This window comes from Pseudomonas sp. GW823-FHT02C02 (assembly GCF_058797635.1).
This window is the reverse complement of sequence record NZ_JBXAJV010000004.1, coordinates 23,505-44,556: the sequence shown is the minus strand read 5'-3', so window position 1 is coordinate 44,556 and position 21,052 is coordinate 23,505. Positions and strand designations below refer to the sequence as shown.

At 58.4% G+C, this 21,052-nt stretch carries 19 protein-coding genes and 1 pseudogene; 12 read left to right on the top strand and 8 right to left on the bottom strand.

The window, feature by feature from the left end; genetic code table 11:
* Window positions 1-158: 158 nt before the first annotated feature.
* Together AC1ROI_RS07970 and AC1ROI_RS07965 are read right to left on the bottom strand one after the other, a co-directional pair.
* Entirely contained in the window at window positions 159-923 is a 765-nt protein-coding gene (locus AC1ROI_RS07970; RefSeq protein WP_427701491.1) for a methyl-accepting chemotaxis protein, read from the bottom strand.
* Between the two features lie 93 nt (window positions 924-1,016).
* A pseudogene (locus AC1ROI_RS07965) lies at window positions 1,017-2,048 on the bottom strand (HAMP domain-containing protein); the annotation flags it as partial.
* 188 nt (window positions 2,049-2,236) lie between these two features.
* On the opposite strand from AC1ROI_RS07965, the gene AC1ROI_RS07960 reads away from it, so the two are divergent.
* The gene (locus AC1ROI_RS07960; protein ID WP_010457524.1) at window positions 2,237-3,724 is read left to right on the top strand and encodes a helicase HerA-like domain-containing protein; all 1,488 of its coding nucleotides are present in this window, start codon (window positions 2,237-2,239) and stop codon (window positions 3,722-3,724) included.
* Between the two features lie 68 nt (window positions 3,725-3,792).
* Here the strand turns inward: AC1ROI_RS07960 and AC1ROI_RS07955 are convergent, their stop codons facing one another.
* The gene (locus tag AC1ROI_RS07955; RefSeq protein WP_008147416.1) at window positions 3,793-4,248 is read right to left on the bottom strand and encodes a DUF721 domain-containing protein; all 456 of its coding nucleotides are present in this window, start codon (window positions 4,246-4,248) and stop codon (window positions 3,793-3,795) included.
* 307 nt (window positions 4,249-4,555) lie between these two features.
* Between AC1ROI_RS07955 and secA the strand changes: the two genes are divergently transcribed.
* The 4 genes from secA (at window position 4,556) to AC1ROI_RS07935 (ending at window position 10,307) form a co-directional block, all read left to right on the top strand.
* Window positions 4,556-7,291, top strand: coding sequence for a preprotein translocase subunit SecA (secA, locus tag AC1ROI_RS07950; RefSeq protein WP_010457520.1), 2,736 nt, complete (start codon window positions 4,556-4,558; stop codon window positions 7,289-7,291).
* Between the two features lie 121 nt (window positions 7,292-7,412).
* Window positions 7,413-8,630 carry a bifunctional glutamate N-acetyltransferase/amino-acid acetyltransferase ArgJ gene (gene argJ, locus AC1ROI_RS07945; protein ID WP_010457517.1) on the top strand — a complete coding sequence of 406 codons (1,218 nt, stop codon included), beginning with the start codon at window positions 7,413-7,415 and terminating at the stop codon, window positions 8,628-8,630.
* A gap of 97 nt (window positions 8,631-8,727) precedes the next feature.
* Window positions 8,728-9,360 carry a glutathione S-transferase family protein gene (locus AC1ROI_RS07940; RefSeq protein WP_010457515.1) on the top strand — a complete coding sequence of 211 codons (633 nt, stop codon included), beginning with the start codon at window positions 8,728-8,730 and terminating at the stop codon, window positions 9,358-9,360.
* The gene (locus AC1ROI_RS07935) at window positions 9,357-10,307 is read left to right on the top strand and encodes a Nudix family hydrolase (RefSeq protein ID WP_010457514.1); all 951 of its coding nucleotides are present in this window, start codon (window positions 9,357-9,359) and stop codon (window positions 10,305-10,307) included. Before AC1ROI_RS07940 ends, AC1ROI_RS07935 begins: the two co-directional genes overlap by 4 nt.
* A gap of 114 nt (window positions 10,308-10,421) precedes the next feature.
* Here the strand turns inward: AC1ROI_RS07935 and AC1ROI_RS07930 are convergent, their stop codons facing one another.
* The 3 genes from AC1ROI_RS07930 to AC1ROI_RS07920 are packed head-to-tail and all read right to left on the bottom strand — an operon-like array spanning window position 10,422 to window position 14,006.
* The gene (locus AC1ROI_RS07930) at window positions 10,422-11,003 is read right to left on the bottom strand and encodes a cob(I)yrinic acid a,c-diamide adenosyltransferase (protein WP_010457512.1); all 582 of its coding nucleotides are present in this window, start codon (window positions 11,001-11,003) and stop codon (window positions 10,422-10,424) included.
* 3 nt (window positions 11,004-11,006) lie between these two features.
* Window positions 11,007-13,043 (bottom strand): sensor histidine kinase, encoded by a 2,037-nt coding sequence (locus AC1ROI_RS07925; protein ID WP_042933026.1) that lies wholly within the window; start codon window positions 13,041-13,043, stop codon window positions 11,007-11,009.
* 45 nt (window positions 13,044-13,088) lie between these two features.
* Window positions 13,089-14,006 (bottom strand): putative 2-dehydropantoate 2-reductase, encoded by a 918-nt coding sequence (locus AC1ROI_RS07920; protein ID WP_010457507.1) that lies wholly within the window; start codon window positions 14,004-14,006, stop codon window positions 13,089-13,091.
* Between the two features lie 139 nt (window positions 14,007-14,145).
* On the opposite strand from AC1ROI_RS07920, the gene AC1ROI_RS07915 reads away from it, so the two are divergent.
* Window positions 14,146-14,631, top strand: coding sequence for a YajQ family cyclic di-GMP-binding protein (locus tag AC1ROI_RS07915; protein ID WP_007906601.1), 486 nt, complete (start codon window positions 14,146-14,148; stop codon window positions 14,629-14,631).
* Window positions 14,632-14,784: 153 nt separating this feature from the next.
* Window positions 14,785-15,627 carry a mechanosensitive ion channel family protein gene (locus AC1ROI_RS07910; protein WP_010457503.1) on the top strand — a complete coding sequence of 281 codons (843 nt, stop codon included), beginning with the start codon at window positions 14,785-14,787 and terminating at the stop codon, window positions 15,625-15,627.
* A 166-nt stretch (window positions 15,628-15,793) separates the two neighbouring features.
* Here the strand turns inward: AC1ROI_RS07910 and AC1ROI_RS07905 are convergent, their stop codons facing one another.
* The gene (locus tag AC1ROI_RS07905) at window positions 15,794-17,062 is read right to left on the bottom strand and encodes an OprD family porin (protein ID WP_010457501.1); all 1,269 of its coding nucleotides are present in this window, start codon (window positions 17,060-17,062) and stop codon (window positions 15,794-15,796) included.
* An 874-nt stretch (window positions 17,063-17,936) separates the two neighbouring features.
* Between AC1ROI_RS07905 and AC1ROI_RS07900 the strand changes: the two genes are divergently transcribed.
* Window positions 17,937-18,362, top strand: a complete 426-nt coding sequence (locus tag AC1ROI_RS07900) for an HIT domain-containing protein (RefSeq protein WP_042933027.1) — start codon at window positions 17,937-17,939, stop codon at window positions 18,360-18,362.
* A 3-nt stretch (window positions 18,363-18,365) separates the two neighbouring features.
* Window positions 18,366-18,572, top strand: a complete 207-nt coding sequence (locus AC1ROI_RS07895; RefSeq protein WP_010457497.1) for a SlyX family protein — start codon at window positions 18,366-18,368, stop codon at window positions 18,570-18,572.
* Between the two features lie 61 nt (window positions 18,573-18,633).
* Here the strand turns inward: AC1ROI_RS07895 and AC1ROI_RS07890 are convergent, their stop codons facing one another.
* Entirely contained in the window at window positions 18,634-19,236 is a 603-nt protein-coding gene (locus AC1ROI_RS07890) for a cold-shock protein (protein ID WP_010457494.1), read from the bottom strand.
* 307 nt (window positions 19,237-19,543) lie between these two features.
* Here AC1ROI_RS07890 and AC1ROI_RS07885 point away from each other — a divergent pair, with 307 nt between their 5' ends.
* The 3 genes from AC1ROI_RS07885 (at window position 19,544) to AC1ROI_RS07875 (ending at window position 20,974) form a co-directional block, all read left to right on the top strand.
* On the top strand, window positions 19,544-20,014 hold the full coding sequence (locus AC1ROI_RS07885) for a Dps family protein (protein WP_010457493.1): 471 nt from the start codon (window positions 19,544-19,546) through the stop codon (window positions 20,012-20,014).
* A 264-nt stretch (window positions 20,015-20,278) separates the two neighbouring features.
* Window positions 20,279-20,617 carry a ribbon-helix-helix domain-containing protein gene (locus AC1ROI_RS07880; protein WP_010457491.1) on the top strand — a complete coding sequence of 113 codons (339 nt, stop codon included), beginning with the start codon at window positions 20,279-20,281 and terminating at the stop codon, window positions 20,615-20,617.
* Window positions 20,618-20,752: 135 nt separating this feature from the next.
* Window positions 20,753-20,974, top strand: a complete 222-nt coding sequence (locus AC1ROI_RS07875; RefSeq protein WP_010457489.1) for an FmdB family zinc ribbon protein — start codon at window positions 20,753-20,755, stop codon at window positions 20,972-20,974.
* Window positions 20,975-21,052 lie beyond the last annotated feature (78 nt).

Sequence of the window (21,052 nt, the reverse complement as noted above, 5' to 3'; positions counted from 1 at the left end):
TGAAGGATAGATGTTCGGTCGGGGTTTTGTGGCGCGCAGATCAGCGAGGTTTTTGCGGTGTATTTCAAAACGCCTTCGCGGGCAAGCCTCGCTCCTACACGTTAACGCTAATCCGTGTAGGAGCGAAGCTTGCCCGCGAAGAGGACCTCAATGCCGCATCAAATACGGAAACTGCCCACCAACTGCTTAAGACGCGCCGCCTGCTGCTCCAGGTCCGAACACGCCCGCAACGTCGATTGCAGGTTCTCCACGCCTTCCTGATTCAGCGTGTTGATCTCGGTAATGTCGACGTTGATCGACTCCACCACCGCCGTCTGTTCCTCGGTCGCGGTCGCCACCGACTGGTTCATCCCGTCAATCTCACCAATACGCAACGTCACGCTGTTCAAGCGCTCGCCCGCCAGATTGGCGATTTCCACGCTGTCCTGGCTGTGGCGCTGGCTGTCGCTCATGGTGCTGACGGATTCACGGGCGCCGACTTGCAGCTCCTCGATCATGGTCTGCACCTGTTGCGCCGATTCCTGTGTGCGGTGCGCCAGGTTGCGTACTTCGTCAGCCACCACGGCAAAACCACGCCCGGCTTCACCGGCGCGGGCCGCTTCGATGGCTGCGTTGAGCGCCAGCAGGTTGGTTTGCTGGGAGATGCTGGTGATCACTTCGAGAATCTGCCCGATGTTCACGGTTTTGCTGTTCAGCGATTCGATGTTGGTGCTCGAAGCGCTGAGCATGCTCGACAGCTGATTCATCGCTTTGATGCTGCGATCCACCACTTGCTGGCCATCTTCGGCGAGGCTGCGGGCATCGCTGGCCTGGCTGGACGCCTGGGCAGCGTTGCGGGCGATTTCCTGAGCGGCGGCGCCGAGCTGGTTGATCGCGGCGGCCACGCTGCTGGTGCGCGAGGCTTGCTGGTCGGAGTTGAACATCGACGAATTCGACGCGGCGACCACACGTAGCGCGACTTCGTTGACCTGGCCGGTGGCCGAGGACACTTCACGGATCGAACCGTGAATACGTTCGACAAAACGGTTGAACGCTGTGCCTAGAACGCCGAATTCGTCGTTATTGACGATGGTCAGACGTTTGGTCAGGTCGCCTTCACCGTCGGCGATGTCTTCCATGGCGCGGGTCATGACGTGCAGCGGTTGGATCAGGATGCGGATCAACATGCCCAGCAACGCGATGATGATCGCCACGGCAATGATCGTCGCGACGACCGCCGAGGCGCGGAATTCGCTGAGCATCGAGAAGGCTTTGTCTTTATCGACCGACAGGCCGATGTACCAGTGGACCGATGGCAGGCCTTTAATCGCCGTGAAGGTGACGATGCGAGTCTTGCCGTCCACTTCGACTTCACTGAAGTCGCTGCTGATGCGCGGGGTATTGTTCGGGTACGCCTCGCTCAGGGACTTCATCACCAGGGCTTTGTCCGGGTGCACCAGGATCTTGCCGTCGGCGCTGACCAGGAAGGCGTAACCCATGCCGTCGAAATCACGGGCGCTGAGGGTGTCGATCAGGGTTTGCAGGCTCAAGTCGCCGCCCACCACACCCACGCTTTGCCCGGCCTTTTTCGAGGCGGTGGCGATGGAGATGATGGTCTGGCCGGTGGCCGCATCGATGTAAGGTTCGGTCACGGTGGCCGTGCTGCTGCTTTCGGCGCCTTTGTACCAAGGACGTACCCGCGGATCGAAACCGGCAGGCATTTTGGCGTCGGGACGAATCGTGAAGCTGCCGGTGGAGTCGCCCAGGTAGGACGCCATGAAAGTCGACGTCAGGGCTTTCTGCTCAAGCAGACTCGCGACGTTGGCCTGTTCAGGATTGACGGCTATGTTTTGAGCGAGGTTGTCGATCAGCAGGATACGGCCAGTCAGCCAGGTCTGGATGTTGCTGGCGGTGACGTCTCCCATCTCGTTGAGGTAATTGTCCAGGTCTTCGCGAATGGCGTTGCGCTGCAGGTAGTCGTTGTACAGTGTGAACGAGGCGAAGGCGGCAATGACGATGAGGGCGGCGGCAAGCAAGATTTTATGGCTGAAACGCAGGTTTTTGTTCATGGCTTGGGGTTCCGCTAAGGTCTTAATGTCCTGAGCGTGCTTTTATAAAGGCACGCAAAATGGGCAATGTTGAAAAAAAGCTGATATTTCCATCCTCTCCTTAGGGAATTACCGACGCTATTTTCGGATTGGTCTCACAACTATTTGTATCGGCCGTGCAGGATCAAAGATTAACCATGGGTGACAAAATGCCTGACTCATCGCAACTCGTTATCGGCGCTGACCTTGCCGGCCAGCCTATCTCCCAGGCCATGCGCCTGGCGAACCGTCACGGCCTGGTTGCGGGCGCTACCGGGACCGGTAAAACCGTCACGTTGCAGCGACTGGCCGAAGCCTTCAGCGACGCGGGCGTGGCGGTGTTCGCGGCAGACATCAAGGGCGACCTGTGTGGCCTGGGTGCCGCCGGCAACCCTCAAGGCAAAATCGCCGAGCGGATCGCCGGGATGCCGTGGCTCAACCACAAGCCTGCGGCTTACCCGGTCACCCTGTGGGACATTCACGGTGAGTCCGGTCATCCATTGCGCACCACCTTGAGCGAAATGGGGCCGTTGCTGATCGGCAGTCTGCTGGAGTTGACCGACAGCCAGCAGTCGGCGCTGTATGCCGCGTTCAAGGTCGCGGACCGCGAAGGGTTGTTGCTGCTGGACCTCAAGGATCTGAAGGCGCTGCTCAATCACCTGCGTGACAACCCTGAGTTGCTGGGGGACGACGCGGCGTTGATGACTACCGGTTCCAGTCAGGCGCTGTTGCGGCGTCTGGCGACCCTGGAGCAACAAGGTGCCGAAGCGCTGTTCGGTGAACCGGCGCTGCAACTTGAAGACATTCTGCAACCGACGGCTGACGGCCGTGGGCGCATTCATTTGCTGGATGCCAGTCGTCTGGTCCACGAAGCGCCGAAGGTGTATGCGACATTCCTGCTGTGGTTGCTGGCCGAGTTGTTCGAGCAGCTGCCGGAGCGTGGCGATTCGGACAAACCGCTGCTGGCACTGTTTTTCGACGAAGCGCATTTATTGTTCGCCGACACGCCCAAGGCTTTGCAGGATCGCCTGGAGCAGGTGGTGCGGCTGATTCGTTCCAAAGGCGTGGGCGTGTATTTCGTCACGCAATCACCGGGCGACTTGCCGGATGACGTGCTGGCTCAGCTTGGCCTGCGCATCCAGCATGGTTTGCGCGCTTTCACCGCCAAGGAGCAGAAATCCCTGCGAGCGGTGGCCGAAGGCTTCCGGCCGAACCCGGCGTTTGATGCCCTGTCGGTGTTGACCGAACTGGGGATCGGCGAGGCGCTGGTCGGCACCTTGCAGGACAAGGGCACGCCGGAGATGGTTCAGCGTGTCTTGGTCGCCCCACCGCAATCGCGGATCGGGCCGTTGACCGAAACCGAGCGCACGATGCTGATCGCCGGGTCGCCGTTCAAGGGGCGGTATGACAAGCCGGTTGATCGGGAATCGGCGTATGAAATATTGATGGGTCGTAAAGGGTTGGCGCCGGAGCCTGAGGCCGTTCCGGGTAAACCGGCCGCCGAAGAGCCGAGTTTCACCGACAAGGCCGGGGAATTCCTCGGCACGGCGGCGGGGCAGGCGCTGAAATCGGCGATGCGCCAGGCGGCCAATCAATTGGGCCGGCAGCTGGTACGCGGACTGATGGGCTCGCTGCTCGGTGGCAGTAAACGCCGCTGACAACCACTGGCTGGACACAACCCTGTAGGAGCGAGCGGTGCGGCGATCCTACAGGTGAAACATCAATTTCAGGTTTTGGGTTTGGCGTGGGCCGCAAGGCGTTCCAGCGCCGCTCGCAGATTCGGATCGCTGATGCCATCGGCCGTGGCCTGAATGGTTGCGCCGGCATCCGTCGACAAACTGATGGTATGCCCCGCCGCCCCTTGCTGAACGGTGGGGGGCTGCACTTTGAACAGAATCCGCGTCAGGCTGGCGAACTCGTCGAACATCTGTAACTGGCGTTGCAGGCGTTTTTGCTGGTAACGCAGGCGGGTGGCCCAATGACCGTCAGTGACGATCAGCAGTAAACTGCCTTCTCGCCACGAGGCCACATGGCAATGCTCGCGCGCAGCAGGCTGCAACTGGCTTTCGAGCAGACGTTGCAGATGACCCAGGCGTTGAGCATGGCCAAAAATGGCTTTCAGCGGCTTGGCTTCGCGAAGCAGAACGGCGGGTGCTCTGGCCGTGAGAGGGCGAAATGCCATGATCAGACACCTGAAGTAACAGAGCCGCCATGGTAGCAGAAAGCATCACATGCGCCCGACCCATTGCTTTGCGAGCGCTTTACCCATTAAATCAACAAGTAACTTCTGCCGCGAATGGCTTGAAGTTGCGCAAAAAGCCCTTATTTTAAGTGAGCCCCGTCACAGCGCAGTGCATGCATCGTGGAACAACGCCACTTTCCTCACCATCGTTTCCGGGTAGAATGCTCGTTCGCATGCGGCCATGAGGGCTGCACGGGCGACTCACGGGGCCGCCCTCCATCCCTTTAGTGTGGAAGATCCTGCCGATATGTTTGCGCCTTTGTTAAAGAAACTTTTTGGAAGCAAGAACGAGCGTGAAGTCAAACGCATGCTCAAGACGGTGCAACTCGTCAATGCCTTCGAAGAGCAAATGGTGGCCCTTTCGGACGATCAATTGCGTGCCAAGACAGACGAGTTCAAGGCCCGCATCGCCAAAGGGGAAACCCTCGACAAGCTGCTGCCAGAAGCCTTTGCGGTCGCCCGCGAAGCCGGTAAGCGTGTCATGGGTATGCGCCACTTCGATGTCCAGCTGATTGGCGGCATGACCTTGCATGAAGGCCAGATCGCGGAAATGCGTACCGGTGAAGGCAAGACCCTGGTGGCAACACTGGGCGTTTACCTCAACGCGCTGTCCGGCAAGGGCGTGCACGTTGTGACGGTGAACGACTACCTGGCCCGTCGTGACGCCAACTGGATGCGTCCGCTCTACGAATTCCTCGGTATGACGGTCGGTGTGGTCACCCCATTCCAGCCGCCGGAAGAGAAGCGCGCTGCTTACGCCGCCGACATCACCTACGGCACCAACAACGAATTCGGTTTCGACTATCTGCGCGACAACATGGCGTTCAGCATGGAAGAAAAATTCCAGCGTGAACTCAATTTTGCCGTGATCGACGAAGTCGACTCCATCCTCATCGACGAAGCCCGTACCCCGCTGATCATTTCCGGTCAGGCCGAGGACAGCTCCAAGCTGTACATCGAGATCAACAAACTGATCCCGCAGCTGGAATTGCACGTCGAAGAAGTGGAAGGCGAAGTCACCAAGGCTGGCCACTACACCGTTGACGAGAAGACCCGTCAGGTCGAGCTCAACGAAGCCGGTCACCAGTTCATCGAAGACATGCTGACCCGCGTCGGCCTGCTGGCTGAAGGCGAGAGCCTGTATTCGGCGCACAACCTGGGCCTGCTGACCCACGTTTATGCCGGTCTGCGCGCTCATAAGCTGTTCAATCGCAACATCGAATACATCGTGCAGGATGGCCAGGTCGTCCTGGTCGACGAACACACCGGCCGCACCATGCCGGGTCGCCGTTTGTCCGAAGGCCTGCACCAGGCCATCGAAGCCAAGGAAAACCTGAACATCCAGGCCGAAAGCCAGACCCTGGCCTCGACCACGTTCCAGAACTACTTCCGTCTGTACAACAAGCTGTCCGGCATGACCGGTACTGCGGACACCGAAGCGTTCGAATTCCACCAGATCTACGGTCTGTCGGTGATGGTCATTCCACCGAACAAACCGCTGGCGCGTAAAGATTACAACGACCTGGTGTTCCTGACCGCCGAAGAGAAATACGCGGCGATCATCAACGACATCAAGGAATGCATGACCCTGGGCCGTCCGGTGCTGGTGGGGACTGCAACCATCGAAACGTCCGAGCACATGTCTGCGTTGCTGCAGAAGGAAGGCATCGAACACAAGGTCCTGAACGCCAAGTTCCACGAAAAAGAAGCCGAGATCATTGCCCAGGCCGGTCGCCCGGGTGCGCTGACCATCGCCACCAACATGGCCGGTCGCGGTACCGACATTCTGTTGGGCGGCAACTGGGAAGTGGAAGTTGCGACCCTGGAAAATCCGACCCCTGAGCAGATTGCCCAGATCAAGGCCGACTGGCAGAAACGTCACCAGCAAGTGCTGGAGTCGGGTGGCTTGCAGGTGATCGCTTCCGAGCGTCACGAATCGCGCCGTATCGACAACCAGCTGCGTGGTCGTGCCGGTCGTCAGGGTGACGCCGGTTCCAGCCGTTTCTACCTGTCGCTGGAAGACAGCCTGATGCGCATCTTCGCCTCTGACCGGGTGAAGAACTTCATGAAAGCCTTGGGCATGCAGTCCGGTGAAGCGATCGAGCACCGTATGGTGACCAACGCCATCGAGAAGGCTCAGCGCAAGGTTGAAGGTCGTAACTTCGACATTCGCAAGCAACTGCTCGAGTTCGACGACGTCAACAACGAACAGCGTAAAGTGATCTATCACATGCGTAACACGTTGCTGGCCGCCGACAACATCGGTGAAACCATCGCCGACTTCCGTCAGGACGTGCTCAACGCGACCATCAGTGCGCACATTCCACCGCAATCGCTGCCAGAGCAGTGGGACGTGGCCGGTCTGGAAGCTGCGTTGCAGAGCGACTTCGGTGTGGCGCTGCCGATCCAGAAATGGCTCGACGAAGACGATCACCTGTACGAAGAAACCCTGCGCGAGAAGCTGATGCAGGAGCTCATCGCTGCCTACAACGAGAAAGAAGATCAGGCCGGTGCCGATGCACTGCGCACCTTCGAGAAGCAAATCGTACTGCGCGTGCTCGACGACCTGTGGAAAGACCACCTGTCGACCATGGATCACCTGCGTCACGGCATCCACTTGCGTGGTTATGCACAGAAGAACCCGAAGCAAGAGTACAAGCGCGAGTCGTACACGCTGTTCTCCGAGCTGCTGGATTCGATCAAGCGCGACTCGATCCGTGTGCTGTCGCACGTTCAGGTTCGCCGCGAAGATCCGGAAGCAGAAGAGCAACGCCTGCGTCAGGAAGCCGAGGCATTGGCGGCGCGCATGCAGTTCCTGCACGACGAAGCGCCAGGTCTTGAGCAACCGGAACTGCTCGGTGAAGAGGTCGATGTCGCCCTCGCCACTGCACCGGTTCGCAACGAACAGAAGCTGGGCCGTAACGAACTGTGCTACTGCGGTTCGGGCAAGAAATTCAAGCATTGCCACGGGCAGATCCAGTAAACCCGTTTCATACGCTGAAATACCCGCGCCGCGACCGGCATCAGCCGTCGCGGCGTTTTGCCATTTACACCACCGTTCTTCCTGAGAGCGGTGCTGACATCATTTATTAAGGAGCGCATTCATGGCTGTTGGTCTTGGTCCTTTGCCAACGTTGCACCCGGTTGCCGGTTTTGAACTCGGTATCGCCTCGGCCGGCATCAAGCGCCCGGGGCGCAAGGATGTTGTGGTCATGCGCTGCGCCGAAGGCTCCACGGTCGCGGGCGTGTTCACCCTGAACGCCTTTTGCGCCGCTCCGGTGATTCTGGCCAAGCAACGAGTGCAAGGCCCGGTACGTTACCTGCTGACCAACACCGGCAATGCCAACGCCGGCACGGGCGAACCTGGCCTGGCCGCCGCCGAGCGCACCTGCGCGAAACTGGCTGAATTGACCGGCGTTGACGCCAGCCTGGTGCTGCCGTATTCCACCGGTGTGATCGGTGAGCCGCTGCCGGTCGAGAAAATCGAAGGTGCGCTGCAAGCCGCCCTTGACGACCTGTCAGTGAATAACTGGGAAGCTGCCGCCACCGGCATCATGACCACCGACACCTTGCCCAAAGGTGCCAGCCGCCAGTTCCAGCATGACGGCGTGACCATCACCGTCACCGGCATCAGCAAAGGCGCGGGCATGATCCGTCCGAACATGGCGACCATGCTCGGCTACATCGCCACCGACGCCAAAGTTTCCCGCGACGTGTTGCAGAATCTGCTGCTGGACGGTGCCAACAAGTCGTTCAACCGCATCACCATCGACGGCGACACCTCGACCAACGACTGCTGCATGCTGATCGCCACCGGTCAGGCCGCGCTGCCGGAAATCACCCGCGCCGAAGGCGAGTTGTTTGCCAAGCTGAAACAGGCCGTGTTCGAAGTGTGCATGGACGTGGCCCAGGCCATCGTGCGTGACGGCGAAGGCGCGACCAAATTTGTGACCGTTGAAGTCAACGGCGGCGGCAATCATCAGGAATGCCTGGACGTCGGTTACACCGTGGCGCACTCGCCGCTGATCAAGACCGCGCTGTTCGCGTCCGACCCGAACTGGGGCCGCATCCTTGCTGCCGTTGGCCGTGCCGGCGTGCCGAACCTGGACGTCAGCAAGATCGACGTGTTCCTCGGCGAAGTCTGCATCGCCAGCCGTGGCGCCCGCGCCGCGACCTACACCGAAGCCCAGGGCGCGGCGGTGATGCAGCAGGAAGAGATCACCATCCGTATCGAACTGGGTCGCGGCGATTGCAGCGAAACCATCTGGACCACCGACCTGTCCCACGAATACGTGAAGATCAACGCCGAATACCGCACATAAGATAGATCGCTTTCGCGGGCACGTCGGATCGCCCGCGAAGACGGCCGACCAGACACTGCAAATGCTGGCCCGCTTCCCTTCTCAAAAGGTCCCGAACATGAGCCTCCACCTGATCATCGGCGACAAACTGCTTTCCTCCTGGTCCCTGCGCGGCGCACTGGCCCTTGACCTCACTGGCGCCCCGTACACCGAAGAACTGATCAAGCTGGGCCAGCCGGACACCCGCGAACGCCTGCTCAAGCATTCGCCGACCGGCAAAGTCCCGCTGCTGAAATCCGTGCACGGCACCATCGCCGATTCTCTGGCGATTGCCGAATACCTGGCCGAGCAATTCCCCGACGCTGGCCTCTGGCCCAAAGACACCGCCGCCCGTGCCCAGGCCCGTTCGGCCTGTGCGCAGATGCACGCCGGGTTCTTTGCCATGCGCGGCAACATGCCGTTCGACCTGAGCCGCGACGCACCGCTATCGCCGACGCCTCCTGAGGTTCAGGCAGACATCGAGCGCATGCTGGCGTTGTGGGCTGAATGCCGTGCGGTCGCCACTGAAACCGGTCCGTTCCTGTTCGGTGGCGCGACCCTCGCCGATGCCTTCTTCGCCCCGATTGCCGTGCGCCTGCGCACCTATCAGGTGAAATTGCCGGCGGTGGACGAAGCCTACGTTGAAACCGTCTATCAATGGCCATCGTTCAAGGCCTGGCAGAAGGCTGGCCTGGAGGAGATTGGGCAGTGAAACGAGTACACGTAGCCGCCGCCGTTATCCGCGACAGCAGCGGCAAGATCCTTATCGCACGCCGTGCCGACACCCAGCACCAGGGCGGCTTGTGGGAATTCCCCGGGGGCAAGGTCGAGGATGACGAATCCGTCGAAAGCGCATTGGCTCGCGAACTCCAGGAAGAGTTGGGCATTGTGGTCAGCGCCGCGCGTCCGTTGATCAAAGTCCGCCACGATTACCCGGACAAGCAAGTGTTGCTGGACGTTTGGGAAGTTTCGTCCTTTACCGGCGAGCCTCATGGCGCCGAAGGCCAGCCTTTGGAATGGGTGGGCCAGCGTGATCTGCTGAGCTATGAGTTCCCGGCAGCCAACCAGCCGATCGTGGCGGCTGCACGTTTGCCTGCGCAGTATTTGATTACGCCTGAAGACCTGGAAACCCCGGCCTTGCTGCGTGGAATCCAGAAAGCCATCGCTGGCGGCATCAAGCTGATCCAGCTGCGGGCACCCAACGGCTACGATCCGAAATACCGCGATCTGGCGGTGGATGCGGCGGGGCTGTGTGCTGGCAAGGCGCAGTTGATGATCAAGGGCCCGTTCGAGTGGCTGGGCGACTTCCCGTCCGCCGGCTGGCACATCACGTCAGCGCAGTTGCGCAAATATGCAGCGGCGGGTCGACCGTTACCGGCGTCGCGCTGGTTGGCGGCGTCTTGCCACAACGCTGAAGAGCTGGCGCTGGCCGAGCAGATGGGCGTGGATTTTGTGACCTTGTCACCGGTGCAGCCGACCCAGACTCATCCGGATGCGCTGCCGTTGGGCTGGGAGCAGGTGGCGGCGTTGATCGACGGTTTCAGCAAACCGGTGTTCTTGCTCGGTGGTGTTGGCCCGGCGGAACAGCAAAAGGCTTGGGAGGCGGGGGCGCAGGGAGTGGCGGGGATTCGGGCGTTTTGGCCTGATTCTGTGATGTAGCCACCGGCCTCATCGCGAGCAGGCTCGCTCCCACCTTTGATCGCATTCCTTCTGGAGGAACTCGGTCAACTGTGGGAGCGAGCCTGCTCGCGATAGCGTCCTCGAATACGCCAATTATTCCTGAGGTTTAGCAGCCGCCTGCCAAAGAATCTCGGCAACCCCCTGCCGCTTGGCTATCACCCTCGCCACCACAAACAACACATCCGACAGCCGATTGATATACGCCAAGCCAACCCCAGCCAACGGTTCAATCGCATTCAACTGCTGACACCGCCGCTCCGCGCTGCGCGCCAGGCTTCTGCACACATGGGCCTGGGCAATCAGCGCTGAACCTCCCGGCAGAATGAAATTCTCCAGCGGCCCCAACTCCTCATTCCACAGATCGATCGCCGTTTCCAGTCGTTCGATTTCCGCTGCATTCAACGCCTGATACTCCGGCATCGCCAACTCGCCGCCGAGGTCGAACAACCGATGCTGGCAAGGCGCCAAAACCTCAATCACCTCGTTCAAACCCGGATTCGCAGCACTTTCTGCGGCCAATCCGGCCAGCAGCACGCCCACTTGGCTGTTCAGCGTGTCGACTTCGCCAATGGCCTCGATCCGCGGGTGGTCCTTGGGCACGCGGCGACCATCGCCGAGTCCGGTTTCGCCTTTGTCGCCGGTGCGGGTGTAAATCTTCGACAAGCGAAAGCCCATGGGTTACCTCGATAGCTGATTGAGTTCTTGAGAGATGACGGGGGAGCCGGCCAGCGGCAGGCGCAAGGTAAAACAGGTGCCTTGGCCCGGCGTCGATTGCACCTCCATCTGCCCCTTGTGGTTATTGGTGATGATGAAATACGAGACCGACAAGCCAAGGCCTGTGCCCTGACCGATTTCCTTGGTGGTGAAGAACGGCTCGAAGGTGCGTTTGCGCACGTTCTCGCTCATGCCGATACCGTTGTCCTCGACCTGGATTTCGGCCCACGGCGGATTCAGCCGGGTGCGCAGAATGATTCGCCCAGGTTCACTGTCGTCTTCACGTTGGTGAATGGCCTGAGCGGCGTTTTTCAACAAATTGAGCAGCACTTGTTCCAGTTCGTTGGCCGTGCCGGGCACCGGGCCCAGCGCAGGGTCGAACTGACGGATGATCGCCTGGCCCTTGAAGTCGAAACCGATGGCCAGGTCGAAGTCGTTACCGGCGATTTCCACCGCCTGATCGATCAGCGCCGGCAGGTCGCACGGGGCCATTTGCCGGGTGCTGCGGCGACTGAAGCTGAGCATGTGCGTGACAATCTTCGCCGCCCGGGCGCCAGCCTGTTGAATGCCATCAAGCAACTGCGGTACTTCGCGCAATTGCAGGTATTTGTTGACCGTGTCCAGGGAAATGCCGGCTAGCTCAGCCTGTTCGAGGTTCTTCGGCAAGTCAGGTGACAGGCGTCGCCGAATGTTCTGTACGTTGTGCAGGATCGCGCCCAACGGATTGTTGATCTCGTGGGCCATGCCCGCGGCGAGGCCACCGACCGAGAGCATTTTTTCTGACTGCACCATCATCTCTTCCAGCGACAGACGCTGGGTGATGTCATCGATCCGGATCACCACGCCGCGCCCGGCGCCGCCCATCAGCGGGTAGAAGGTCAGGGCGTAATGCTTGGGTTCATCGTCCTTGAACCAGGTCACGCGCTCGATCTTCGCCACGGTGTGCTGCTCGACGGTTTGCTTGAGCTGCGGCAGAAATGGCTTCAAGGGTTCGAAGGCGAGGAAGATCGGCTGGTTCAAGGCTTCGTCCAGACGCGTGCCGGACAGCGCACTGGCTTCCTGATTCCACTGGGTCACGTAGAGCTGCTCATCAAGGGCGATCAGGGCCGACGGCATGGAGTCGATGATGCTGTTGAGGTAGTTCTGGAAACCGGTAAGTTTTTTCTCGATCTTGCTGCGCACCTGGACTTCGAGTTCCAGCTTGCGATTGGTGTGGCGGGTCTCTTCGGCCAGGCCTTGCGCCTGATCGTAAGCCGCCTGGGAATCGTCCCGGGCCCGTTTGAGCTGCTGCTCCCGGGCTTCGATCCGCGAGAGCATGGTGTTGAAGGCCTCGGCGAGGCTGCCGATTTCGTCGTGGTTGCCACGGGAGGCGCGCAGGGCGTAGTTCTCTTCGCGGGTCACTTGCCGGGACAGTTCTTCGAGCTGATGGATCGGCCGGGTAATCAGGCGCTTGATTTGCCGGGCGATCACCAGCCATAACAGCACACTGAAGATCAGAATGCCGAGACTGGCAGTCAGGGTCCCGGTGTAGAACGCCATTGGCAGTTCACTGCTGGCCACCAACAACAGGTGGCCCGGCGCGGTGCCAGGGCGGGGCAGGGTGATGATCTGATTGCTGCGAAACTCGGTGGCCTGCCAGGCTTCGATATGCCGATAGCGTTCTGGCAGTTGCAGCTTCTCGCCATGTTGCAATTGCGCCAATCGCTCACCCTTGCCGTCATACAGGGCCGCCGCCCGCAGCGGTGAATAGCTATTGAGTTCGTTGAGCAGGCGTTCCGCGCTTTGCGGCGACTTCAAGGCGTCGGCCACCAGGCTCGGGTTGGACACCAGTCGGCCGATGGTCTGCAAGGCCTGGGGCGCCATGCTTTCCTGAGAGATGTAATACGCGGCGCTGATAAAGGTCAGGTTGGCGACCAGCAGGATGGTGATCAACAGCACGAGCAGGGCGGCCAGCAGTTTCTGGCCGACCGGAAGGTTTTCGAGACGCTGGCGCAATGGCATCAGGTTCATCGCTGAAAAGGAACAAGTGGCCAGCGTAGCCGCTGCTCAGTCGCTGGGCAATCCAAGGCTTTGAAGATGGGCAATCAGCCGCTGCTGTAATTGATTGAGGTGGGGCAGGTTCAACTGGTGCCGCGAGGCCACTTTGCAGACATAGCCCAGCAGATAGCTGATTTCGGTTCGGCGCTGGCTTGCGACGTCCTGGTGCATCGAGGAGTAATTGGCCGCGGTGGCATGGATCACCCGTTCGACTTCCTGTTGCAGGTCCTCGGCGGCTGCCGGCTGACCGCAGCGTTCCAGCAAGTCGGTCAGTTCGACGCAAAGGGTGGCGACTTCGCAATGGTGTTCCTGCAAGCCGCCGTTGCGGCAATCGTGCAGCACGGTCAGCGGATTGATCGCACAGTTGAGCGCCAGTTTGCGCCACAGCCTCGTGAGAATGTCGGTGCTCCATTCGTGAGGAATACCGGCGGCAGTCAAGTCGTCCAGCCAGATCGGCGCGACCGGATGACCGGCATCCCCCAGCCAGGTGTAGCCGTGACCGGCGAACACCACACGCCAGTCGCCATCGCGAAACGCGCCTTCGGTGCTTGAGGCGCATACACAACGCGCTTGGGGAGCCTGCGCGGCGACGGCGTCCTGGCTGCCGAGGCCGTTCTGCAACAGGATCAGTTCGGCATCAGGCGCCAGGCGCGGCGCCAGTTGCGCCACGGCCTTTTCGGCATCGTAGGCTTTGCACGCCACCAGCAGACGGTGGATCGGCTCGTTGCCGTGGGGTGTTTCACCGGGGATGTCATAGGTGCTGGCTTCTCCGTGTTCCACCAGCGTCAACCCTCCGGCCGCCTGATATGCCTGCAAGCGTTGCTCATCGCGCAGGATCAACCGGACCGGCACCCCGGCCCGCGCCAGGCGGGTGGCCCACAAGGTGCCGAGGCTGCCGGCGCCCAATACATGCCAGGTGGTGGACATCAGCTTTTTGCTCGGTTTGGCACAGGCATGTGAGGCTCGCAGTATCGGTTGGAAAAGACCCGTTATAATGAGCCCGATTTTAACCGCAAGCCAAGCGCGCGCCATCGCTATCGAGCGCGCCTTTTATTGGAGAGATTACATGCCGTCGTTCGACGTGGTATCCGAACTGGACAAACACGAAGTCACCAACGCGGTCGAGAACGCCGTCAAGGAACTCGATCGCCGTTATGACCTGAAAGGCAAGGGCACCTTTGAATTCAAGGAAAAGGACCTGACCGTCAACCTGACCGCCGAGGCTGACTTCCAGCTCGAGGCGATGATCGAGATCCTCAAGCTGGCCCTGGTCAAGCGCAAGATCGACGTGCAGTGCCTTGAAGTCAAGGATGCCTACGCGTCGGGCAAGCTGATGAAACAGGAAGCCGTCCTCAAGGAGGGCATCGACAAAGAGCTGGCGAAGAAAATCGTCGCTCACGTCAAGGACGCCAAGCTCAAGGTTCAGGCCGCCATTCAGGGCGAGCAAGTGCGCATCACCGGTAAGAAACGTGATGATTTGCAGGAGGCGATTGCAGCTCTGCGCGCCAAAACTTTCGATATGCCGCTGCAGTTCAACAACTTCCGCGACTGACCTAGCAATGCGGGAACCCTGTGGGAGCGAGCCTGCTCGCGAAAGCGGTGGGTCATTCATTGGTGATGTCGACTGATCTGCCCTCTTCGCGAGCAGGTCGGATCGCCGCACCGTCGCTCCCACCCGGATTGTGCTTAACCCAGGAGAAAGTAGATGGATTTGAATACCGAAGTGGACAACCTGGTCAAGGCATCCCAAGCCTGGATCCCGATGATCATGGAGTACGGCAGCCGCGTGCTACTGGCAGTCATCACGCTGGCAGTCGGATGGTGGTTGATCAGCAAGGTGGCGCAAAAACTTGGCGGCCTGCTGGCGTTGCGTAATGCCGACCTCGCGCTGCAAGGTTTCATCAGCAGTCTGGCGAACATTATTCTCAAGGTTTTGCTGGTAGTCAGCGTGGCATCAATGATCGGCGTGGAAACCACTTCGTTCGTGGCGGCCATTGGTGCGGCGGGTCTGGCCATCGGTCTGGCCTTGCAGGGCAGTCTGGCGAACTTCGCTGGCGGCGTGCTGATTCTGTTGTTCCGTCCGTTCCGCATCGGTGACTGGATCGAAGCCCAAGGCGTTGCCGGTACGGTCGACAGTATCCAGATTTTCCACACCGTACTGCGCACTGGCGATAACAAGACCATCATTGTGCCTAACGGCAACTTGTCGAACGGTATCATTACCAATACAAATCGTCAGCCAACCCGCAAAGTTGTATTTGATGTGGGCGTGGACTACGAAGCGGACTTGCAGAAGGCCCGTGAAGTGTTGCTGGATTTGGCCAAAGATGAACGCATCCTGGCAGAACCTGCACCACAAGCCGTTATTTCGACCCTGGGAGACAGTTCGATTACTGTTTCGCTGCGTGTTTGGGTGAAGACCGCGGATTACTGGGATGTGATGTTCATGTTCAATGAACAGTCCCGGGATCGTTTGAAAGCGGCGGGTATCGATATTCCGTTTCCACAGCGGGTTATTCGTGTGGTTCAGGAGACTGTGCCGCAATAACGTCTTCGTTGTCACTTGGAGGTTGTCAGTATTGTACTGTTAGGTTGCTATCGAACTGGCAACAATCAAAAGACGGTATGGAAACCAGGCACAAAAAAACGCTCACCTGATTCAGGTGAGCGTTTTTTTTGTTGCCGTGCTGTGTAGCTGTCGAATTAGCGCTGAATTACAAGATGCTCAGCGGATATTCAATGATCAGACGGGTGTCAACTTTGTCGCTATCGTATGCGGAGTTTGCACGATAGACCGCGTTACGTACGCGGAAAGACAGGTCCTTGGCTGGGCCGCTTTGCAGAACATACTTGGTCTCGAAGTCCCATTCGTGTTCTTTGGACTCAGTGTCACCGGTGGTGATGTTGTCGCCACGGATGTAACGAGTCATGAAGCTCAAGCCAGGAACGCCGTAGCTCTTCATGTTCAGGTCATAGCGAGCCTGCCAGGAGCGCTCGTCTTGACCGTTGAAGTCGGAGTATTGAACGGAGTTGGAGAGGAAGATAGTACCGCCGCCGTCAACGCCATAAACATAACCGGTGTCACCGGTCGAACGCTGGTGAGCCAAGGTGAATTTATGTGCGCCAAGGCTATAGGCCGCTGCGAGGGACCAGATGCGGTTGTCAACGTCACCGCTCAGCTCTTGACCCTGGCTCTTGGAGCGATAGCCGTTGAAGTCGAAGTTCAAGGACTGATCTTCGTTGATCGGCAGGGTGTAGTTGGCGTTGATGTATTGCTTCTTGAAATGGTCGTCAACATCGGAAGCAGCTACGCCGGCAACAAAATTGTCGGTGAACTGGTAGGTTGCACCGGCAATATCTGCGGCTTTCAGACCAAGGCTATCGCGCCCCATTTGGTTCTGCGCCCGCATCGCGGTGAAATGACCAGCACTCAATTCAAGGCCTTTGATTTCTTTGCTGGTGATCAAAGTACCGGTAGCAACTTCTGGCAGCAAACGGCTGTCGTCAGTAGAGAAGACAGGGCTGGCAACGTATTGGTTACCGTATTTCAGAACAGTGTCGGACAAGCGGAATTTAACTGCGCCGCCAGCGTTGGATTGGGTGTCTTCTGGCGTGCCATCACTGTCCTTGCCGAACATGCCGTTACCGGTGCGGCCTGGACCGCTGTCCAGTTTGATCATGCCATTGGCCAAGGCGTCTAAACCGAAACCAACAGTACCTTGGGTGAAGCCCGACTCATAAACAGCTTGGACGCCCAGGCCGGTTTCTTCGCGGTAGCCTGTGATACGTTGTTTATTTGCGGTGCTTTGGTTGTTGGAGGCACCGTTCTTGAAATCGCGGTTCATGTACAGCATGCGACTTTTGACATTCAGGCTCTGATCTTCAAAAAAGCCCTTGGATTCCTCTTGAGAAGACGCCATTGCGAACTGCGAGGTACTAGCCGAAACAGCCAGTGCGATCATGCTCCACTTCATCACGCGCATCGTGATTTGCTCCTTTGGTTTTTAGAAGAGTACTGCCGTCCCACCTGTTTTATTATCTGGGCGGCTCTTTCTTTTTGTGTCGGCGCAAACTTATATCACGCCGACCATGTTGGCGATACTTGCGTATCTAACCTTTCAGCTTCTTTACGACCCTGTCGCAAACAGCTTGGTAGATGTCGCAAATTTACTGCCTCGACGCAAGCGGATTGGCAACTTTAACGTTGTTTTCCAAGGCTTGTGCATCGCTAAAAAGAGTCCCTGGTGAAACGTTTGAATCTCCATTGGGCAACCCTGCCGCTATTTTTATTGGCCTTGAGGCTTCCACTTCCAGCGGAGGCTTCCAAAGCTATGTGGGTGTGAATGCAACAAGCGTGCACAAACCAGAATTCTGTAGCTGTTTTTTTCTGGAAACCTGCCTGTCGCTATAAAAACCTCATGAAACCGGGGGCTTCAAGCGTGTTTTTTGTACGCTTGACGCCGTGCATTGCATGGTGTTGCACCACTGAAACGGAAAGCGTGACAACGAAAAATGTTACCGGTTCACCCCTCGTTGAGTAATTCTCGGATGCTGACGCACTCAGCGTAGACGCACTGTGCGGTTTTGGTGCAAAAAATCTTAATCACTGTGCTGATATCAAACAGTGCGGTAACGGACTCATCTGGAACTTTTCATTGGTTATCAGTCATTTCAGCATTTTTGGCGTGGTCTGCGGTTCTGTAATGGTGCGCCGTGAGCAAAAAAGGCCCATTTAGGGGCGCTCGTGCGGCGTGAAGGCAGTGGCGTTCACGGGTATGCTGGCGTCCTGTCGCTTGGTGCGCAGTCTGTCAGGATGGGCGCTAAGCTGAAAATGATGACCTGGCGGGAGTGCGCGCGGTGTTCGCTTTAGATCCACGACTTCAACAAGACACGCTACCGATTGGCGATTTCCCGCTTTGCCGGTTGCTGTTATCCAATGATTCGAACTACCCCTGGTTCATCCTGGTGCCACGCCGTGAAGATATCAGTGAGATATTTCAGTTAGGTGTCGCAGATCAACAGCAGCTGTGGCAGGAAACGACCGCGCTGGCGGAACTGCTCAAGGATTCGTTCGACGCCGACAAGCTGAATGTCGCGGCGCTGGGTAATGTCGTCAGTCAGTTGCACATGCATGTCATTGTGCGCAAGCGTGAGGACGCCGCCTGGCCAGCCCCGGTCTGGGGCAAACACCCGGCCGTGCCTTACAGCGCAGCGCAAATTGCGGCCATTCGCGAGCGCCTGCGTCTGCTGTTAACCGAACATTTCACGTTTCTGGAGGGTTGAATCATGAGCCTGGAAGATCGCGTTACCGATCTGGAGAGCCAACTGGCGTTTCAGGATGACACCATCCAGTCATTGAGTGATGTGCTGGCAACGCAGCAGCGCGCCGTTGAACGCCTGCAATTGCAGATGGCTGCATTGCTCAAGCGCCAGGAAGAAATGGCCGGGCAGTTCGAAACCTTCGAAGAAGAAGCACCTCCGCCTCATTATTGAAACCGCAGGCAATAAAAAACCGCGAACAGCTCAGCTGCTCGCGGTTTTTTTTAGCCTTGAATCAGCGACGCGGCAATGCAGCGATCACATCTTCGGCTTGCAGCCCTTTGTCACGATTCATGACAGAGAACTCCACGCGCTGGCCTTCAACCAGTACACGGTGACCTTCGCCACGAATGGCCCGGAAATGCACGAAAATATCATCGCCGGAATCACGGGAAATAAAGCCGAAGCCTTTGGAGGTGTTGAACCACTTGACGGTGCCGGTATCGCGGTTGCTCATGTCGTAGCTTGGCGAGGCGGCGGCCGGCGAGGATTTGTAGAAGCTGATAGCCAGGTGCAGGAGAACGGCGATCAGTGCAGCCACCAGGCTGAACAGGACGGCAGGTTGACCGGCGATGACAGGCATCGGCGCGAGCAACGTCAGGGTTTGCAGGACGACGGCCAGGACCAGCAGGGCGCTGACCAGGTTTTGCAGTTGGTGACGAGGACCTTTGTTCCAGTAAGGGATAACCGGAGCGAGGGTCAGGTTAAGCAGGCCGAAAAAGGCCAGGTACAGCGCAGCGGGTTGTTGCAGGTAAGGAGCAGCTTCGGGTTGCAGGCTAGGGATGAAGGACAGCAGCAAAGCTGCTGCGCCCATTAGCAGGTGGACGATTTTCAACATTTTGATTAACTCACGTTAAGACGGATCACAAGGAAGAGCTGATGGAGCACGGTTCGCTTCAGAACAATAAGAGGCGTTGGACACGTACCCGGTACCAGCCTATGCGCAGCCCCCGAAAAATAGGCGGTCGCGACACACGGTCTATTTAACAGCAAAGCCTGCAGCTACTCAAATCAGGCAGTCCAGCGGTGCTTCGCGGGGCGATTTGTCGCAGGTCATTGTGCAATCCCGGGCGGCGAGGGGGTGGCAGGCTTGCTAGAGTGGTCCTGCACCTGTTGGATGAACTCATCACCTTTAGGGGAAAAACATGGCAATCGATATCGGTATCAGTGAAGAGGACCGCAAGTCCATCGTTGACGGGCTTTCGCGTCTGCTGTCGGACACTTATGTGCTGTATTTGAAAACCCATAACTTCCATTGGAACGTCACCGGTCCCATGTTTCGGACCCTGCACCTGATGTTCGAGGAGCAATACAACGAGTTGGCCCTGGCCGTCGATTCGATTGCCGAGCGCATTCGCGCCCTTGGGTTTCCTGCTCCCGGCGCCTATTCGATTTATGAGCGGCTGTCTTCTATTAAAGAAGAAGCCGGTGTGCCGAGCGCTGAAGACATGATCAAGCAGCTTGTCGATGGGCAAGAGGCGGTCACCCGTACCGCCCGCGGAATCTTTCCGCTGCTGGAAAAAGTCAGCGACGAGCCGACGGCTGATCTGCTGACCCAGCGCATGCAAGTCCACGAAAAAACCGCATGGATGCTGCGGTCTCTGCTGGATCAGTAATATCGTCACTACGCGAATGACGCCCGTCGGGTGTTATTCGCGGTCTTTTGCCTTCTTCAAATCGCTTTTAAGCTCGTTAAAAATCGTCTGGCGGCGTAGGAAAATAGCCGGCCTAGGACGCTCTCCATGATCGCCCTTCAGTTGTTGGCTTATCCTACGTCGATGGTCATAAAGTCATCTGGATATACCTTTGCGCCTGCGCTTTTATAGGGCCACGGAGAGTGCTCTTACAGAAGGCAAGGATGACAAAGGAGTGTCAACGATATGGATTACGAAGACAGGCGAAGCGAGGGGAGGGTCAGTCCGGTCAAGGAGATAAGGATTGATCCATTTGTCAGCGAATTTGATATGGGGCTGGCCCGGCCTTTATCCCGGTCGGTGCGGTTGAACGGCTTTGCCACCTGCTTGCGGCTTGAGCAGGTGTACTGGGATATTCTGGGCGATATGGCCAAGGTCAATTGTTGTACGGTCAGTGCGCTGCTGTCCCATGTGGATCGCGAAGTGCACTTGCGTCATGGCGGGGTCAAGAACTTTACCGGGCTGGTGCGGGTTGTCTGCGTCGTGCACAGCCTGAAAGAAGGGGGCAGCGTCGCAATGCCCTAGCCACGCAGGTGATCGGACAGAGTGTCAGTCTGTGCAGTCTTACGGCTGCACAGGCTGCATTTAATGGATATAATCCCGCTCTTTGCCGCAAAACCCAGCGTGCGCGGTAGCAATCTGATCGCCGAGACAACCCCCATGCCGATGTACGACTATCAATGTGCTTCCTGTGGTCATCAGTTGGAAGCCATTCAAAAGATCAGCGCAGCACCGCTGGTCGACTGCCCTGCCTGCCAGGCGCCAGAGCTTAAAAAGATGCTGTCCATGCCGGGCTTCCGACTGAGCGGCACCGGCTGGTACGAAACCGATTTCAAGACCGGTTCCAAGAAGAATCTGGCCGGCGGCGACAAAGCTGACTAAGGTCTGGAACCTGAGTTGAACGACACGCGCGAGCTCTTGCAACACCTGCAAGGCCTCCAACCGAATTTCGATTACGAG

Bases quoted from the DNA above. Each gene is read 5' to 3' on its own strand.
- AC1ROI_RS07890 (WP_010457494.1), bottom strand. From the start codon at position 19,236: ATGTTGAAAATCGTCCACCTGCTAATGGGCGCAGCAGCTTTGCTGCTG.
- AC1ROI_RS07940 (WP_010457515.1), top strand. From the start codon at position 8,728: ATGAGCCTCCACCTGATCATCGGCGACAAACTGCTTTCCTCCTGGTCC.
- AC1ROI_RS07905 (WP_010457501.1), bottom strand. From the start codon at position 17,062: ATGCGCGTGATGAAGTGGAGCATGATCGCACTGGCTGTTTCGGCTAGT.
- AC1ROI_RS07955 (WP_008147416.1), bottom strand. From the start codon at position 4,248: ATGGCATTTCGCCCTCTCACGGCCAGAGCACCCGCCGTTCTGCTTCGC.
- AC1ROI_RS07970 (WP_427701491.1), bottom strand. From the start codon at position 923: ATGTTCAACTCCGACCAGCAAGCCTCGCGCACCAGCAGCGTGGCCGCC.
- secA (WP_010457520.1), top strand. From the start codon at position 4,556: ATGTTTGCGCCTTTGTTAAAGAAACTTTTTGGAAGCAAGAACGAGCGT.
- AC1ROI_RS07875 (WP_010457489.1), top strand. From the start codon at position 20,753: ATGCCGATGTACGACTATCAATGTGCTTCCTGTGGTCATCAGTTGGAA.
- AC1ROI_RS07930 (WP_010457512.1), bottom strand. From the start codon at position 11,003: ATGGGCTTTCGCTTGTCGAAGATTTACACCCGCACCGGCGACAAAGGC.
- AC1ROI_RS07910 (WP_010457503.1), top strand. From the start codon at position 14,785: ATGGATTTGAATACCGAAGTGGACAACCTGGTCAAGGCATCCCAAGCC.
- AC1ROI_RS07915 (WP_007906601.1), top strand. From the start codon at position 14,146: ATGCCGTCGTTCGACGTGGTATCCGAACTGGACAAACACGAAGTCACC.
- AC1ROI_RS07960 (WP_010457524.1), top strand. From the start codon at position 2,237: ATGCCTGACTCATCGCAACTCGTTATCGGCGCTGACCTTGCCGGCCAG.
- AC1ROI_RS07895 (WP_010457497.1), top strand. From the start codon at position 18,366: ATGAGCCTGGAAGATCGCGTTACCGATCTGGAGAGCCAACTGGCGTTT.
- AC1ROI_RS07925 (WP_042933026.1), bottom strand. From the start codon at position 13,043: ATGCCATTGCGCCAGCGTCTCGAAAACCTTCCGGTCGGCCAGAAACTG.
- AC1ROI_RS07920 (WP_010457507.1), bottom strand. From the start codon at position 14,006: ATGTCCACCACCTGGCATGTATTGGGCGCCGGCAGCCTCGGCACCTTG.
- AC1ROI_RS07880 (WP_010457491.1), top strand. From the start codon at position 20,279: ATGGATTACGAAGACAGGCGAAGCGAGGGGAGGGTCAGTCCGGTCAAG.
- argJ (WP_010457517.1), top strand. From the start codon at position 7,413: ATGGCTGTTGGTCTTGGTCCTTTGCCAACGTTGCACCCGGTTGCCGGT.
- AC1ROI_RS07885 (WP_010457493.1), top strand. From the start codon at position 19,544: ATGGCAATCGATATCGGTATCAGTGAAGAGGACCGCAAGTCCATCGTT.